The organism is Enterococcus casseliflavus, assembly GCF_029215545.1.
GTDB lineage: Bacteria > Bacillota > Bacilli > Lactobacillales > Enterococcaceae > Enterococcus_D > Enterococcus_D casseliflavus.
In genome coordinates this window covers 3,078,413-3,094,809 of sequence record NZ_CP119393.1, presented here as the reverse complement: position 1 = coordinate 3,094,809, position 16,397 = coordinate 3,078,413, and the positions used below count along the sequence as shown (strand labels likewise).

Here is a 16,397-nt window from a genome sequence, read left to right as displayed (position 1 = left end):
TAAAAATGAAAAAATTTGTAGCAGCTATTCTAAGTACCGCAACAATCGCAGGAGTAATCGCAAGCGGCACCACCGCTTTTGCGACACAAACCATTGACGGACGTGAAGGCGATACGTCAGGAGATGTCCAAGTAAACGGGATCATCGGATCATTCGATAACACAACCCCTGGACCAAATCCCGACGATTTGAACCAATGGATCAATGTGACGATTCCAACGACTGCTTTGTTCTATACAACAGAAGAGTCAAGCCACAAAGAGATCGTTTCACCTAGCTACACTGTGACAAATAACTCAGCAGTTGGTGTGATCGCTTCTGTTGCGGGTGTCGATACACCATTGAATATGGATGAAGTAGACTTGTTAAACGTAAATGGTATCGAGTTGTTTGAAAACGGCACACCAACCGTAGCAGAAACAGAATTATTTACCCTTGAAGGCAACCAAGGTACGAATGAAGGCACGTTTGCGTTCACTGGTGAAGCAACACCGACCGATGCATCAGAAGAATCAAATCCAAGTTTCAAATTGGTCTTGAGCTTTGCGCCGGATGTAGAGGAAGACTAAGAATTGAAATCCCAGTAAAGAAGGGATCTATCGTATGAAAAAACGAAAACGAATCGTTCTTTTCGTCGCTGTGTTACTGACTCTGACTGTCTGGGATCTATCGGAAACCAGCGTCGCAGAGGCGACGACAGGGCAAGTCTCCGTGACCGGTCGAATCGGTGAAACGGTGACGCAAGAGGAAGAAGCAGACGATGACAATAAGAAAACGATCGTAGCAGATGGTTCTCAAATCGGACAAGGAAAATTACCACAAACAGGTTCATCAAACACAAGCAGTTTGATCATTCTTGGGTATACACTCCTAGTACTGTTTGTCGTCGCAGTAACAAGAAAAAAGAAACACGGTGAAAGCGTCGCTCCTTAACTATAGGCATCGCTAGAAGCGTAAAGGAGAAACTGTGGGGAAAACTTACAGTTTCTCTTTTTTTGATGAAAGATTTAACAAAAAATGGACCAAAAGAAGAAACAGTACTTAGTGATACCACAAACGCTGTATAAGTGAGGTCAGTGATAGCTTTGAAAGAAGGATACAGAAGATGAAAATCAAGAAAGAAGCGTTTGAAAGAACCATCATAAATAGTGAATACATCGGGTACTATACCCATCTGCTGAGTGCAGATAGTTGCCCGTATCACCAAGGAAAGCAACTCGATACCATGCGTTACTTACTAGAAAACGATCGTATAGAAGAAATAAAAGCCAATGCTCGCTATTTATTTCCTTTACGTAAATATAAATTACCCAGCAACCTGCAAAAAGAGTATCAATTATTGGAAGAAAGTGTCTCCTTTATCTCAAGTTTAAATACTCATCTGCTGATTCCTCAAGCAGCCATTGAGCAAAGTCTTTCAATCAAGGCAGAAAATGGAGCAAAAGATCAAAAAGAGCATTACAAGCAGCTGGTTAGAGGATTGCTGGATATTCTGCATTGACGCCTGTGCCTGGGGGCTTTTTCAGCAACTAGAAAAAATAGTGAATGAATAACTAGAAGAACAAGCTGAGCTTTAGGAAGAAAATAACGGGGCTTGTTCCCCTCAAAGAAAGGAGTAAAAAAGTATGACGGTATTTACTTCAAAAACAGAATACCTTGATGGATTTCAAAAGAAATTTGCGGAGTCACACCGCGCCAATGGCGCTTTAGCGGCGTATGTTGAAAAGCAATTGGCCCTCCTTGATGAATTGGTAGCAGCCATTTCACCAGAAACATTTTGGGCGATCACCCCAGATATTCTGGGCATCGACGCCAAACTGGTCTTAGTCACAGAAATGATGCGATTCGACGATTTTTCCGACAATGAGATCATTCGAATCGTTGAAAATGATTACCGCTTTTATCTAAAAGAACTGTGTGGTTACAATCTAGGAACAAAAGCGAAACATTCTCTGGTTTTCAATGTGAGATGAATCAAGGAGGGGAATGGTAGGAATCACTTCTAGCAAGACGAGTAGGTAAGAAGTGATGACTATTTTTAATACTTTTGCAATTAGGGAAGGTGAGCGATTGAAATAGAAGGGGTGTATCGAAAAAAGAGTGAATAGACAAAAAGCATTCAGGAATTGACTTCTTGAATGCTTTTTGTCTATCCACCTATCAAAAAAAGGTCTTTTCTTTGATTTCTACTTTCTCTCATGTGAAATCACCGTTTAAACGATGCCGAATCAGCAAAAATTCTGCAAATAAAATTATTTGTGTTATATTTGAAGGGCATCTGTTCATTTTTTTAATAATCGTTTATTTTTAATCACGTATAGTGAGAAAAATAAACGATGTGGTGGCTATTTTTTTCGCTTTAATTGATCAGCTGGGGCAGGTTTGTCCAAATAAAACCCTTGTTGAAGGAAAATCTCTTCTTCAAGTAGGTACTCATGGATATCCGAGGTTTCGACCCCTTCGACAATAAATTGGATTTTACGATTGCTGGCGATATTTCGCCAGAAGTCGATCAAAAAGAAAATCTCTTTTTGGGACAGGACTCGCAACGAGATAGGCGAAAACTTGATCACATCGATTTTATCCAGCATCGGTGCAATATTTGTCAGTGAATGAATGCCTGTCCCTACATCATCCAATGCGACAGAAAAGCGCATCTTTTTTATTTGGTTGATTTTGTTCATAAGAAAGGACTTGGGATCACAAGCGATAGAAGGTTCTGTATCGTCTTCGGTGATCTCAATCAAAATACGATCATGGTAGGGAGCTAAATCAGCTAACATCAAAAAGGTTTCTGGGTAGCTGAGTTGTTGCGGGTGGATATTGAGACTGATTTTTGTTTCTTCGTTCGGATGAAGCAAGCTGAAAATTTCATTTCGATACCACTGCAGTAAACGAGTATGTAATTTTTTGTATTTGATCACTTGCTGGAAGAAGGAAAGGGGAAACCTATTTCTTTCGGTACTTCTCAATAATAATTCGTAGCCAATCACTTTCTGACTATCTGCTTTCATTTGAAAGATAGGCTGGGCATCAAAATATAATTGGGGAAATATCGATAAGAGTTCTTGTTCTATTTTCTCAGACATTGGTTTCTGCTCCTTTCTGGGGTCGCTTTATTTTTGGTTTCATGAAGTGCAGGAAAAAAGCTTATTTCGTGCGCTGCATCGTTAAAGAATCGAGCCTTTCAAAATCATGGGCGAACGATTTTAAAGAAAAATCTATGAAAGAAAGAAGGAGTAGTGTGTTTGTCCATCTGATTTATGCTGCGATCTATTCTGTGTTAGTCGTGAGCTTGCTCATTTCGTATGATTTGTTTATCAAGAACTTCAAAGAATTGAATTTACGCCTGTCGTTTAAAATTCTTATTGGTATTGTTTTGTTTATTTCGCAAGTCTACTTTATTATATCATTTTCTTTGAACAGTATCGGTTATGTTGCGTATGAATATACGATTCCAATCTTTATTTATTATTTTGGCATTCTCAAAGAAAAAATCTATCTGGTTGGGTTAGTACCCGTCATTTTGCTGACCTTTTTTGCATTGATCAATAAATTTGAATGGGAAGCCATGCTCTTTATTATCGGATTAAATTACATCATTTTAATCGTTACGGGCTTATTAAAGAAAAGATTTTATGGACAACCAAATCACACGGCATTTTACCTATTTTCGATTTTCGTTACAGTTGTCTCGCCGATGCTCAACGCCTTGCTTTTTTATCGCCGCGAAATTAGGGTTTGGGATGTAGTGTCTTTAGGCATTGGATCTGTGGGGATCGTTTCTTTATGGAAGTATTATTTGCAGAATCAAAAAAATTTCCTGGAAAAAATTAACACAAAAATCATTGAACGCAATTATGATGAGTTGACCAAGGTGAAAAATTTCCGCAGTCTGAACGAGGATATTTCAAAGCTGGCGCTACTTGAGAAGGACCAGCTCGTCGTGGTGATGATGGATTTAGATCATTTTAAGCGCATCAATGATCACCATGGACATCAAATCGGCAATCAAGCCCTATCCTTCTTTTCGGAAAAACTGATGACGTTTCTCTACCAGAAAAGTCCTTCCCATTTAGTCGAAGTCTATCGATATGGCGGCGAAGAATTTTTAGTCCTATTTAAAGAGAATACTTCTGATGCTGTGAAAAAAATTATTGAAGAATTCCATTTGTTTTTAAGCAATGAACAGTTGAAATTAGAAACCGCCCAACTCACCCTTTACTTTTCGGCAGGGATTTCAGAAGCAGCCTCTGCGTTAGACATTTCAGAAACCTTTTACCAAGCAGATCAAGCATTGTACGAAGCAAAAAGGAAGGGCAGAAACCGCACGATTATTTTTTCTTGAGACGTTTGCTTTTCTAAAGAAGGTTTCGCAGTCTTTTCTCAAGTAGATCGGGAGTTGTAGGAAACCAAAAGGAAAGACAAGGTCGTATGATTTTTTTAGACGAATAATTTTCAGAAGAAGTTTTAATAAAGAGACAAGGTTCGCAGGCTTCTTTTTCCAGCGTCGTGTCTTTTTCAAAGGGAAGAGAGGAAGCAATCTGGTAAGTATAACGGTTTACTAAACGGTTTGCCGATTATCTTGAGAGGTTAAGCGAGGATAGAAAGGCAAGTAGAGTGCTTTTTAAGAAGTGGGAAGAAACCACTTCTTTTTTTGCACCAATCATTGGGCAGCCGCGCTTGGCAGCATCGACTTGGTTTTCTGGCGTGTTTACAGTCTTTAAAAGCAATGGTATATTTATTTGATAAGTAAATAAAATTATTTTTTGCTGTGCGTAACGATTACTGACTAAGGAGACTTCCCCATGAAACCAATTCGGCGAATACTGTACCAAAGTGTTTTGTACGTAGCTATTCCTTTGATCGTGAGTCTACTGATTGGCTACCTAGCCAAATGCTCACTCCTGATTCCTGCCTCCATTATTTATGGCGTTCTTTTAGTGTTTATGATCCCTTCCGACAGCTTTTTATCAAGCAGCGTGGACTACCAAACGAAAAGCATGAATCCAAGTTTTCGTCCTCCGCCATTAAAGAGAAGGTTTGAAAGTGCGCCAGAGATGATCAATTTCCTCTTCGTTTTAACGGCACTGGTTTTGTGTTTGCTGCTCTTATTGGTTGGGTAAAGGGAATTCATAGAAATCATGTACTAAGAAGAATGACAAAAAGAAGAGGAGAACAGCGATGAAATTACTCAAACAAATCAATTTGATGGATGATCAAAAAACAATAAAGAGATTGAATCTCGCGGCGATCCCTAGTTTTATTTTTTTCTATGTGTTCTTTACACTCTTTGTCTTAGGTGGTCATGGGTCAAATGCTGAAACTTCGTTTATTTTCGATCTTTTGATCTTAATGGTTGCATATTTTATTCTCATCATTATTCATGAATTGATCCATGGTGCCTTCTTCAAGCTTTTTGACCCTAAAGGGAAGGTAAAGTTTGGGTTCAAAAATGGCGTAGCATATGCCACGAGTCCCCATTCCTTTTATTCAAAAGGGAAATTTGCCATCATTTTATTGGCGCCATTCCTTGGCATTTCTGTGGGTCTCTTTCTATTTTATTTATTTGGCTGGTTGACGGCATCTCTTTTTACCTTGATTGCTGCCGCACATGCCGCTTCTTGTGTGGGAGACTTTTACTTTCTTTTTCTGATTGTTAAAGCACCAGCGAACAGTTGTGTAGAAGATACTGAAGTGGGGCTGAATATTTATCAAGGAGAGTAGTTTATTTTTCAATTGATCTTGTCAAAATCAAAGAGCAAGAAAATGTATGCTAGAAAATCTCTTACAAAAAAACAAACACCTCAAAAGTGTTTGTTTTTTTTATAGGACTGTTTATAAAAAACGTATATAGCAAGAAGACTGTTCGGCCGACAAAAAGACAACTTGTTTTAAACGACCGTTTTCTTATTAGCGCTTTACCGATACAACGGTAAGCTGCCAGCGACTTTATTGATACTCTTTTTCTTGCCTTTTAAACAAAGACCAAAATAAGCCAGTGTTTCTGTGGGAATTTTCTCAAGCGTCTGACGGTATTGCTCGTAAGAATTGGTGGTCTGAGCAACGTCGGAAAAATCAATGATGGTTACTTCTGGATCCGCTTGTTGACTGATCGATTCACGAATGGTCTGCAACTGTTCCTTGTTCGTTTTTAAGATAGGAATGGGGAAGTTGACAATGCCAAGGTGTTTTCTGCCCGTCGAATCGTAAATATCTTCTCCGATTCCTTCGGGAAACAATTTGCCTAAGGTTGCGCCTAAAATTGCTGCAGTATTTGCAACTAAGCCAATCGGTAATTGTTCATCGATAATCATGACACATTTTTCTTGGTTATTCATACGTTCTCACTCCATCTTCTTGGTAAATTGTTTGGTAAGCTTTCGGGGTGACCCCAATCAAGCTTTTAAAGATACGGGTAAAATGACTTTGGTCACTAAAACCTGTCAGAAAAGCGACTTCTGCAATTGCTTCTTGTGCTTCTAGTCTTTTCTTGGCAGCACTGATGCGCACCGTACTTAAATATTGAAACGGCGACAGCCCATACGCTTTGGTAAACTGCCGAATCAAGACGTACTGATTCATTCCAAGAACGTCACTTAATTCACTCAAGGACAATTTTTCGGCATAATGTTGATCGATATAGGCTTTTGCCGCTGCGGCTTTATTTGACACCGGGTCCGTTTGTTCGTGGGTGAAATCCGCATACGGAACAAGCAGGTCGTGAAGCAGACAAGTAAAGCGTTCTTGCTTTTCAAACTCATCACCGCGATCCGACAGCAACAGCTGGTGAACTGCATGAAATTCCTCTTTTTCTTTCACTTGGCGAATGACCGGTTCAGGAAAGTGGGGCGTCAATTGAGTGTTAAAAATTTTTTGTACTTGTACCGCCATGTTCTCCGGGGTTAAGTGGATATTACGGTAAACCAGCTTCTCCTCCGTGAGTTGCTGGCAGCGGTGGGCAGCCTTTGGCGGAATCAAAATCAAGTCGCCTGCTTCAACGATATAGCAGGTATTTTGACAGGTGAATTGACGCGTCCCAGCTTCCATCAAGCCAATCACATAATATTCGTGCCAATGGTTAGGAAACTCCTGCTGGATGCCGTTAAATAATAAAGCCTCTACACCAAGGGTGCTATCTTGAATGATTTTTCGTTCATTTCTCATCTGCATTCTCCTTTTTGTTACTATAACAAAAGTGGTTTTTGGTGAATAGAATGATATTGACTTTTGACTATTTTTCTTGATGGAAGACACTTGGTTGGGACTGAGAAAAGGGGCTGGAGAAGGTCGGAAAAGAGTGGATCAGGCTTGAAGAAAGAACAGCGGGTTATTTTGACGATTCTATGGAATGAATCAAAGCAAATGGACCATGCACCGTGAAAAAAATAACGATAAATCCTTGGCATTTGAAAGTTTTATTGATGGAAGTATGGTACCATTTGACTGCAGTAAAGTTTGTGACGGTGGCTATCTTTGAAAGGTGGTGGTGCTTATGAATGTAAGTACTAACTCTTCAGAAAGGAGAAGCCTTTTTGTCCACAGCGGAAGCAATCGGGCTAATGATCAGTTTTGGTACATTTACCGCCATGCTGATCTTTGGTATCCTAGCCGCAGTGAAAAATGACAAAAAAAAATAACCGTCGACTTTAACAGGGAAACGGTTATCTTTTAAGTTAAAAAACCTGTCGCCGTCTTAAATGGCGCTGCAGAGGGGTTGTGGCAACAACTCCTCTTTACATAGTTAGTATAGCAAGAAGAGAGTGATTTTTCAACTTTAACAAGGATATTTTCAAACAAAATCGATAAGCGACATAGGCAAAACCTTATTCTCAATTGGAATAAGGTGTTCGATGTAGTCATTTTTGAAAAGTGTTCGAACATCTAAAAACGAATGCAATGTTTAAAGAAAAGGGAAGCATTATTATCGAAACTAGCGGCTAATAAGTTCCAGATAAATTCTGGTACATTTATTGCCATGCTGCTCTTTCGTATCCTAGCCACAGTGAAAAATGACAAAAAAATAACCGTCGACTTTAGCAAGGAAACGGTTATTTTTTTACTAATAAAACCCTGTCGCCTTCTTAAAAGGTGCGAAAGAGGAGTTGTGGCAACAGATTTCTTCTATACAGATCACTATCGATCATATTCGTGAATGCTAATCTACCAATCGCTCGAGATCGTAGGAAAAACCGTTTTGCTTACTTAGTTCCTTGTAAAACAAGCCACTTTTCTTTATTGTACGTTTCTGTGTGGCTAAATCTAAAGAAACTAAGCCGTAGCGGTTTTTATATGCATTGATCCATGACCAACAATCAATGAATGTCCATAGATGATACCCTTTTATATTACAGCCATCTTGAATTGCTTTCCATAAATAGGCGAGATGATCCTGGATAAATTCAATGCGATAGTCATCAATCACCTGTCCATTTTCATCCATGAACCGTTCTTCATTAGCAACACCCATACCGTTTTCTGAGATAAAGGATTCAATATTTCCATAGTTATTTTTGATGTCCATACATAAATCATAAATTCCTTTTTCATAGATTTCCCATCCACGATATTCATTCATTCGACGACCAGGCATAATATGCGGTTCAAAGAACCATTCTGGTAAGAATGGACTTTCTAAATTAACGGCAGAAGTTCTTGCTTTGACACGGCGTGGTTCATAGTAGTTTAGACCAAGTATCTGCGCGGTATTCTCTTCAATAATTTTTAGGTCTGTGTCATTGAAATCAACGGGTAATTGGTCATATTCTTCCAGCAAAGAGACTAGTTTTTCTGGAAATACTCCTTTGACCATGGGATCTAAGAAACTACGAGTATAAAAAAGATCCGCAATTTCTGCTGCTTTTTTATCTGCTGAATTTTGGCTTCTTGGGAAAGTCGGACTCAAATTGAGAATTACTCCGATTTTGCTAGATAGCTGGTATTTTTTAAAAGTTTGAATGGCTTTTGCATGGGCTAATATGGTAAAGAACGCTGCTTGAGCACCACGCTTAAAATCAATGAGATTTGGATAGTGAAAATCTTCTAAATAAGAGCCCAAGATTGGCCCCAAAGGTTCGTTAAAGGTGAACCAATGATAAACTAAGTCGCCAAACGCTAGAAAACAGGTATCAGCAAAATTTACATAAGCTTCAACAACTTCACGTGATTCCCATCCCCCTTTATCTTGTAATTTTGCGGGCATATCAAAATGATAGAGATTCGCAAAAACTTTGATATTATTATTTTTCATTTCGGTAAAAAGATCTCGATAATAGGCTATCGCTTTCTCGTTTGGTTTACCAACCCCATCATTTGGAAACATTCGTGCCCATGAGATAGACACCCGAAATGAATTGTGCCCGGTTTGTTTCATCAATTGAATATCTTCGTGGTAACGATGGATATGGTCTGTCGTAATACTAGGTCCAATTCGTTTATAAAAACGATGAGGTTCTTCGTGAAACCACCGATCCCATACGGTCTCTGCTTTTCCTGTTTCTCCACGCCCTTCAGATTGTTCTGCTGACCAAGCGGATCCCCACCAAAAGTCATCTGGAAATGTTAACTGAGTTTGTCTTGACATTATCGTTTCCTCCTGTTCGTTTTTAATAGTGTAACATTGCTTTTAGTATAAATAAATACTTTTCGTTAAAAATATATATCTTTTCATGATGGGTATGTTTTTAGCTGTAAAAAGACAATTTTTTATGTTAAAGTATAAGTAATAGAGATGAGTATGAGGGAGTAAGTTATGAAGAAACAGCCAAAATATATGGAGGTTTATACGGAGGTAAAGAAAAAAATTGCCAATGGAACCTATCAAATCGGCGAAAAATTACCTACAGGCGATGAACTTGCGCATGAGTATCAAACAAGTAAGCTCACTGTGAAGAAAGGTATTGATATGCTAGTATCAGAGGGAGTTTTACGAACACGTAGCGGATTCGGAACGGAAGTTCTACGCAGACCAATTGATAATTCGAAAGTGTTTGGACCAAATGAAGGTCTTTTTGATTTAGTAGGGGAAGAACATGTGACTTCTGAAATCCATACGTTCTCAATTGAGTTGCCATCGAATGAAGTGGCAGAAATTTTAGAAATAAATCAAAAAGAGTATGTCTATAATATTATTAGAAGTCGTTTTATTGATGAACAACCGTACTCTATTGAGCAAACGTTTATGCCACTTTCTGTTATACCGGGGTTAGAACCAAAGCATTTGAAACGTTCTGTATATGGCTACATTACAAATGAGCTTGGTCTAGAGATTAAATCTTCCCATATTTGGATCAAAGGTGATGTGGCAAATGACTTCGATGCGGAAATTCTTTCTGTAAAACCAGGCGAGTTTATGATAGAGGTAGACAAAGTGGTGTCATTGTCATCTGGTGTACCGTTTGAATATTCTCTTTCGAGACATTTATACAAAGATTTTATTTTTGAAGCAGTTTTTGTTGAGAAGTGAAGACCAACGAATTTCGTTGGTCTTTTTTTGACTTTTAAAAAAAGATATATAATTTTAAATAAAGATATTTACTTTTTTAAAAAGCTGGTGTATGATCATCCCATAAGCAATCGCTTACAACTAAAAAAGGAGACTGATCGGGATTATGAGTAAAAAAGATGCTATTTTTGAAAAGTTCGGAATAATAGCCACAAGGCTAGGGAACCAGATTCATCTTCGAACACTAAGGGATGCTTTCGCCACTTTTATGCCTTTTATGATGTTGGCGGGATTTGTTACATTGATCAACTATGTTATTTTAGAGCCAACAGGATTTATGGGAAATATCATTGATCCAGCAACATTAACGACGATTCAAGAAATCGGGACTTCCATTAGTAATGGAACGCTAAGTATAACGACGCTATTAGTTGTTGCGGCAGTTTCTTATCATATGTGTGTTAGCAGAAATTATACAAATCATATTGCTGCTGTTCTAGTCGCTATTTCAACGTTTATTGTTCTCACCCCTATGATGACGATGTTTACACCAGAAGGAAGTCAAGAAGCGCTGGAGGTAGGTGGGGTTATTCCTGTCACTCATACTGGTGCGTCAGGAATGTTCGTTGGAATTTTTGTGGGCTTAGCTGCTACGGAACTCTTTATTAAGTTATCAAATAACAAAAAGTTACAAATTCAGTTGTCAGGAAATATCCCACCAGCTGTGTTGAAGTCATTTAACGTCCTTATTCCAATCATGATTACCGTGACTACCTTCGCAATTGGTTCATTTGCTGTCAATCAATTATTCAATATGGATGTTAATTCGTTGATTACTACTCTAATCACTGGACCTTTAAGTAGGGTAACGACAGGTTTACCAGGGTTCCTCTTAATTACCTCAATTGCAAATCTATTTTTCGGGTTTGGAATTCATCAAGCAGTGATATCAGGTTCACTTCTCGATCCGTTCTTAATTCAAAATATGCAAGAGAATATGGCTGCTTATGCGAATAGGGAAGATATTCCACATATCATAAACATGGCATTTAAAGATACGTTTGCTGTTATGGGAGGATCAGGAAATACTATTGCTTTGCTAATTGCTATTTTTATCTTTAGTCGTCGTAAAGACTACAAAGACTTTGCAAAATTATCCGTAACTCCTGCACTATTTAATATCAGTGAACCGATCATTTTTGGTTTACCAATTGTTTTCAATATTAGTTTGATTATTCCATTTGTATTGGCGCCGATTTTTTCTCTAACAGTTGCATATTTTGCGACAGCTGTTGGTTTGATTAATCATGTAGTCGTGCAGATACCTTGGACCACTCCTCCCGTCATATCTGGATTTTTAGCAACTGGTGGCGATTGGCGAGCATCAGTCTTGCAAATTGCGATCATTGCTGTGAGTGTTTTTATCTACTTACCATTTTTACGTATCGATGAAAAAGTTACCTCAACAATAGGAAATGAAGAGGCAAATGATTGAGAAGAGGAAACTTCACAAGATTTTTTGAAGTCTTCTCAAACCAAAGGGAAGAGAAACAAATAAATTGAACAAATTTGTATATCAAAAAGAGACCACATAGATACATGTGAGTCTCTTTTTTTTGTGGAAATATCAATCAGTGAACTTGTGAATAGAGGGAAAGAATTACCTGAAGAATTTTTTTTACAAATCTATTGAGTTTCCATTCTTTTTCTCACGGTTTTGGCTAACTTTTCAATAATATACATTGCCGGTATCTGGGTTGTAATATCAGCTTCATTAATTTTTTCTAGCGAAATATTATAGGTTATTGAAATATCAGCTAATTTAGAAAGTGTTGAATTAGAGCTGCTGGTAATTCCTATTACTGAGCTTTCTGATAGATTCAAATGATTTAAATATTGAATGATTTCTGTGGTCTCGCCGGAAACGGATAAAGCGACGATACACATTTTTTTTGCTAACTCAGTGGATAGGTAATTAATAGGATAATTACTAGGATCTTCAATGCGAATCGCCATGTTAAATAGTGACGAGAAATAAAGAGAACCATATTCAGCAACAACATTTGAGGAGCCTACGCCAATAAAAATAATCAGCTCTTTTTCCATCAATAAGTGAACTGCCTCATCAAATTTATCTTCAAAGAATTTGTCTTGTGTCCGTGCTAAAAAATTCAAGAGTTCACTCTCAAAATCAAGTGTTTTTACCTCTTTTTCTTCTTTAAGAGATTCGAGATACGCACTAAGGTAAATTTTAAATTCAGAAAAACCGGTACAGCGAAATTTTTTACAAAAGCGTAATACGCTGGCAGTACTCGTATGACTTTTCTCAGCTAATTCTCGAATACTCATGGAAGCAACTGCATTTACCTCTGAAATAATTGCTTTATATACCTCAATATCCGTTTCATTTAAGTCTGGTTGATAGTCAAGAAACAACATAGTAATCCCCTCCTGTTACAAATTGTAACAGGATTGTAACCGGTGTCAATCGTCTGTTTTTGTAACCGTTTACTTAAAAGCGGTATTTAAGGGGATAAAAATAATCTATACTGACCATGTAGTTAAGTTAAAGGAGTGTTTCAGGATGGATAAAGGAATAAAAATTGCAACAATTGGCGGTGGATCAAGTTATACACCAGAATTGATAGAAGGATTTATTAAACGATATGCTGAATTACCGATTTCAGAATTATGGCTTGTGGATATTGAACAAGGAAGAGAGAAATTAGAAATAGTTGGGGAACTTGCTAAACGTATGGTAAAAAAAGCGAACCTTCCAATGAAAATTTATATGACTCTTGATCGTGAAGCGGCATTAAAGGATGCGGACTTCGTTACGACGCAATTTCGTGTAGGTCTTTTGGAAGCGCGAGCGAAAGACGAGAGAATTCCTTTAACATATGACACGATTGGACAAGAAACGAATGGTCCAGGAGGGCTTTTTAAAGGATTACGCACGATTCCTGTTATCTTAGAAATAGTGAAAGATATGGAGCGCCTTTGCCCAGAAGCATGGCTGATCAACTTCACTAATCCAGCTGGCATGGTGACAGAAGCTGTCTTACGCCATAGCAATATGCGTAGAGTAGTAGGTTTGTGTAATGGACCAATTGGAATAGAACGTGGCATTGCAGAAACATTAAAAGTACCCAAAGAAGAATTATATGTTGAATTTACTGGGCTAAATCATATGGTTTTTGCGAAAAAGATTTATCATAAAGGGATTGATGTGACCCAAAAAGTACTTACATTGATGACGCAAGATACTGGCGATGCAGTTGGTCTGAAAAACATTGCTGATTTAGAATGGGAACCAAATTTTTTCCGAACACTTGGCATGATTCCCATCGGCTATTTAAGGTATTACTATCAAACAGCTACTATGTTGTCTGAGCAAAAACGATCAGCAGAGAAAGAAGGAACTCGTGCAGAAGTTGTGCAGAAAATCGAGCATGAGTTGTTTGAACTTTATAAAGATGAACATCTAGCAATCAAACCACCTCAATTGTCAGAACGTGGGGGCGCTTATTATAGTGAAGCAGCATGTAATTTAATTAATTCCATCTATAATGACAAACGTGATATTCAAACGGTCAATACAAGAAATAATGGTGCCATCAGTGATATCGATTGTGATTCAGCGGTTGAAGTAAATTGTTTGATTACAAAACAAGGACCGATCCCTTTGACTACAGGTGAATTACCTATTCCTATCAAAGGGCTAGTTCAACAAATTAAGTCTTTTGAACGTATAGCGGCCCAAGCAGCTGTTACGGGAGACTATAACACTGCTTTATTAGCGATGACGATCAATCCCTTAGTTCCAAGTGATAGGACAGCAAAGAAACTACTTGATGAAATGCTTTTGGCACACAAAGAATATCTGCCGAATTTTTTTAAAGGAGAATGACAATGAATATAAAATACTATGTTGAGGCAAATTACCAGGAAGTCAGTAAGATCTGTGCAAAACTCATTTTAGATGTCTTGAAAGAAAAGCCAAATGGGTTATATTGCTTTGCAGGTGGTGATACACCCGTAGGAACGCTTAACATCATTGCAGAAGCAGCAATCAACAAAGAAATAGATTTATCCCAGGCAAAGTTTATTGAACTAGATGAATGGGTTGGAATCGATCCGAAAAATGAAGGCAGTTGTCTATCCTATTTAAAAAGAAACTTATTCAATCGGGTTCCTATTGACCTAAAGCAACTTCACACATTTGATCCTTTAGCCGATGATTTAAATGAGGAATGCAAAAAAGCTGATAAATTTATCGAGGAGAATGGAGGATTAACACTGAGTTTGCTTGGGGTTGGAGAAAATGGTCACTTAGGTTTTAATGAGCCTGGTTCGTCCTTCGAAGATAAAGCTCATATAGTGAACTTAGACGAATCAACCCAAAGTGTTGGGAAAAAATATTTTTCAGACGAGAAAGTTGATCGTACGAAAGGAATTACGTTAGGGATAGGACAATTATTACAATCTGGAACAATGATCGTACAAGCTAGTGGAGCAAAAAAGAAATCTGCGATACAACAGTTTCTATGCGGTACGATTACAAAAGAGTGTCCAGTTACTTCTCTATGGTTGCACAAAGATCCTGTATTGGTGGTTGATAAGGAAGTCGTGAACTAAAAGGAGGAAAAAAGATGCAGGTCATTGAGAACAAGGTATTGCCTATATTGCTGAAAATAGGCAATAGTAAACACTTAGTTGCTATAAGAAATGGGATTTCCATGACGATTCCTTTTACTATTGTTGGAAGTATCTTCCTAATCATTGGTAACTTTCCAATACAGTCATGGATGGATTTTGTGTCAAATTGGGGGCCGCAGTTGAATGCACCAGTCAATGTTACGTTCGGAATTCTTGGACTGATATCTGCAATTGGCATAGGCTATCATTTAGGAAAAGAGTTTGGTGTTGATGCTATTTCTAATTCGATGCTCACAACTATCGGCTTTCTTCTAGCAACATTAAACGATGACTGGACGATAAATTTGGCTAATTTTGGTGCTAGTGGTATGTTTACCGCGATCATTGTTGGGGTATTTGTCACTCATGCTTTTAAATGGTTTGTCACTCATAATATTGTAATAAAAATGCCAGAAGGTGTGCCGCCCACTGTAGCAACTTCTTTTGCAACGTTAATCCCAGGGGCATTTATTCTGACCGTTATATGGATCGTCAGAACTTTATTAGGGGTTGATATCAATGAAATCATTACTATTGTTTTCCAACCTTTAATGCAAGGGATGGGAACACTCCCAGGCATGCTGTTATACACACTTCTCGTTTGTTTGCTATGGATATGTGGAATCCACGGAGACAATGTTTTGTCTGGAATTGCGACCCCTGTTTTCCTAAGTTATCTTGCTGATAATACGGCAGCTTTTCAAAGTGGTGCAGAAGTACCTCATGTTTTTGCCGATGGATTTTGGATTGTCTTTATGTGTTTAGGCGGAACTGGAGCAACACTCGGTCTAGTGTTAAATATGCTCCACTCCAGAAGTAAGATGTATAAGTCGATTGGACGATTATCTTTGCCGTCAGCTATTTTTTGTATCAATGAACCGGTTATTTTTGGTTTGCCTATTGTGATGAATCCTGTAATGCTTATTCCGTTTATAGCAACGCCTATGGTCCTATGTATCGGTACGTATATCTTAATGAATATTGGTATAGTAGGACCGATTGTTATTCAAGTTCCATGGACTATTCCTCCTATTATTGGTCCTTATTTAGCTACTAATGGTAGTATTGGAGCAGCCGTTTGGTCTTTTGTATCGATTTTCATTTCATATTTTATTTATATGCCATTTTTCAAAATATTGGAAAAGCAGCAAGTGAAAAATGAAACCGCAGAGGCGCAAGAAACGGGAACAACGATTCCTGTGAGTATAAGTGAGTAGATAGAAGAAGCCTATTTTCCATCATCCATTAAGATAAG

The 16,397-nt window shown here is 38.1% G+C and carries 18 protein-coding genes; 13 read left to right on the top strand and 5 right to left on the bottom strand.

Annotation, left to right across the window (positions count from 1 at the left end):
* Positions 1-5 precede the first annotated feature (5 nt).
* From P0G38_RS14615 to P0G38_RS14600, 4 genes are all read left to right on the top strand, one after another.
* On the top strand, positions 6-569 hold the full coding sequence (locus tag P0G38_RS14615; RefSeq protein WP_074536605.1) for a hypothetical protein: 564 nt from the start codon (positions 6-8) through the stop codon (positions 567-569).
* 34 nt (positions 570-603) lie between these two features.
* Complete coding sequence (locus P0G38_RS14610) at positions 604-933, top strand: LPXTG cell wall anchor domain-containing protein (RefSeq protein WP_016609681.1); 330 nt, start codon at positions 604-606, stop codon at positions 931-933.
* A gap of 172 nt (positions 934-1,105) precedes the next feature.
* Positions 1,106-1,501: a hypothetical protein gene (locus P0G38_RS14605; RefSeq protein ID WP_087626879.1), complete on the top strand. Its 396-nt coding sequence runs from the start codon at positions 1,106-1,108 to the stop codon at positions 1,499-1,501.
* 124 nt (positions 1,502-1,625) lie between these two features.
* Positions 1,626-1,973 carry a DUF7006 family protein gene (locus P0G38_RS14600; protein WP_016609683.1) on the top strand — a complete coding sequence of 116 codons (348 nt, stop codon included), beginning with the start codon at positions 1,626-1,628 and terminating at the stop codon, positions 1,971-1,973.
* A gap of 372 nt (positions 1,974-2,345) precedes the next feature.
* Here P0G38_RS14600 and P0G38_RS14595 read toward each other — a convergent pair whose 3' ends face one another.
* Complete coding sequence (locus P0G38_RS14595) at positions 2,346-3,089, bottom strand: EAL domain-containing protein (RefSeq protein ID WP_010748787.1); 744 nt, start codon at positions 3,087-3,089, stop codon at positions 2,346-2,348.
* 134 nt (positions 3,090-3,223) lie between these two features.
* Between P0G38_RS14595 and P0G38_RS14590 the strand changes: the two genes are divergently transcribed.
* The 3 genes from P0G38_RS14590 to P0G38_RS14580 all read left to right on the top strand — a co-directional run bounded on the left by P0G38_RS14590 (position 3,224) and on the right by P0G38_RS14580 (position 5,727).
* A complete protein-coding gene (locus P0G38_RS14590; RefSeq protein WP_275852515.1) occupies positions 3,224-4,348 on the top strand; it encodes a GGDEF domain-containing protein in 1,125 nt (374 codons plus the stop codon).
* A 460-nt stretch (positions 4,349-4,808) separates the two neighbouring features.
* Positions 4,809-5,126 (top strand): hypothetical protein, encoded by a 318-nt coding sequence (locus P0G38_RS14585; protein ID WP_086339094.1) that lies wholly within the window; start codon positions 4,809-4,811, stop codon positions 5,124-5,126.
* A 58-nt stretch (positions 5,127-5,184) separates the two neighbouring features.
* A complete protein-coding gene (locus P0G38_RS14580) occupies positions 5,185-5,727 on the top strand; it encodes a DUF3267 domain-containing protein (protein WP_275852510.1) in 543 nt (180 codons plus the stop codon).
* A 194-nt stretch (positions 5,728-5,921) separates the two neighbouring features.
* Here the strand turns inward: P0G38_RS14580 and P0G38_RS14575 are convergent, their stop codons facing one another.
* Both P0G38_RS14575 and P0G38_RS14570 read right to left on the bottom strand, forming a co-directional pair.
* A complete protein-coding gene (locus tag P0G38_RS14575; RefSeq protein ID WP_275852507.1) occupies positions 5,922-6,341 on the bottom strand; it encodes a DUF2000 domain-containing protein in 420 nt (139 codons plus the stop codon).
* The gene (locus P0G38_RS14570) at positions 6,334-7,167 is read right to left on the bottom strand and encodes an AraC family transcriptional regulator (protein WP_275852504.1); all 834 of its coding nucleotides are present in this window, start codon (positions 7,165-7,167) and stop codon (positions 6,334-6,336) included. Before P0G38_RS14570 ends, P0G38_RS14575 begins: the two co-directional genes overlap by 8 nt.
* 368 nt (positions 7,168-7,535) lie before the next feature.
* Here P0G38_RS14570 and P0G38_RS14565 point away from each other — a divergent pair, with 368 nt between their 5' ends.
* Positions 7,536-7,640, top strand: a complete 105-nt coding sequence (locus P0G38_RS14565; protein WP_017144486.1) for a putative holin-like toxin — start codon at positions 7,536-7,538, stop codon at positions 7,638-7,640.
* Between the two features lie 518 nt (positions 7,641-8,158).
* On the opposite strand, the gene P0G38_RS14560 is transcribed toward P0G38_RS14565, so the two are convergent.
* Complete coding sequence (locus P0G38_RS14560) at positions 8,159-9,583, bottom strand: glycoside hydrolase family 1 protein (RefSeq protein ID WP_275852501.1); 1,425 nt, start codon at positions 9,581-9,583, stop codon at positions 8,159-8,161.
* A 168-nt stretch (positions 9,584-9,751) separates the two neighbouring features.
* Here P0G38_RS14560 and P0G38_RS14555 point away from each other — a divergent pair, with 168 nt between their 5' ends.
* Positions 9,752-10,465 (top strand): GntR family transcriptional regulator, encoded by a 714-nt coding sequence (locus P0G38_RS14555; protein ID WP_005227520.1) that lies wholly within the window; start codon positions 9,752-9,754, stop codon positions 10,463-10,465.
* Positions 10,466-10,610: 145 nt separating this feature from the next.
* Positions 10,611-11,939 (top strand): PTS sugar transporter subunit IIC, encoded by a 1,329-nt coding sequence (locus tag P0G38_RS14550; protein ID WP_005227522.1) that lies wholly within the window; start codon positions 10,611-10,613, stop codon positions 11,937-11,939.
* A 191-nt stretch (positions 11,940-12,130) separates the two neighbouring features.
* On the opposite strand, the gene P0G38_RS14545 is transcribed toward P0G38_RS14550, so the two are convergent.
* On the bottom strand, positions 12,131-12,883 hold the full coding sequence (locus P0G38_RS14545) for a MurR/RpiR family transcriptional regulator (RefSeq protein WP_016611334.1): 753 nt from the start codon (positions 12,881-12,883) through the stop codon (positions 12,131-12,133).
* Between the two features lie 145 nt (positions 12,884-13,028).
* On the opposite strand from P0G38_RS14545, the gene P0G38_RS14540 reads away from it, so the two are divergent.
* The 3 genes from P0G38_RS14540 to P0G38_RS14530 are packed head-to-tail and all read left to right on the top strand — an operon-like array spanning position 13,029 to position 16,359.
* Complete coding sequence (locus tag P0G38_RS14540) at positions 13,029-14,354, top strand: 6-phospho-beta-glucosidase (RefSeq protein WP_275852495.1); 1,326 nt, start codon at positions 13,029-13,031, stop codon at positions 14,352-14,354.
* A gap of 2 nt (positions 14,355-14,356) precedes the next feature.
* Complete coding sequence (locus P0G38_RS14535) at positions 14,357-15,082, top strand: glucosamine-6-phosphate deaminase (protein WP_275852492.1); 726 nt, start codon at positions 14,357-14,359, stop codon at positions 15,080-15,082.
* Positions 15,083-15,096: 14 nt separating this feature from the next.
* On the top strand, positions 15,097-16,359 hold the full coding sequence (locus P0G38_RS14530) for a PTS sugar transporter subunit IIC (protein ID WP_005232072.1): 1,263 nt from the start codon (positions 15,097-15,099) through the stop codon (positions 16,357-16,359).
* Positions 16,360-16,397: the final 38 nt, after the last annotated feature.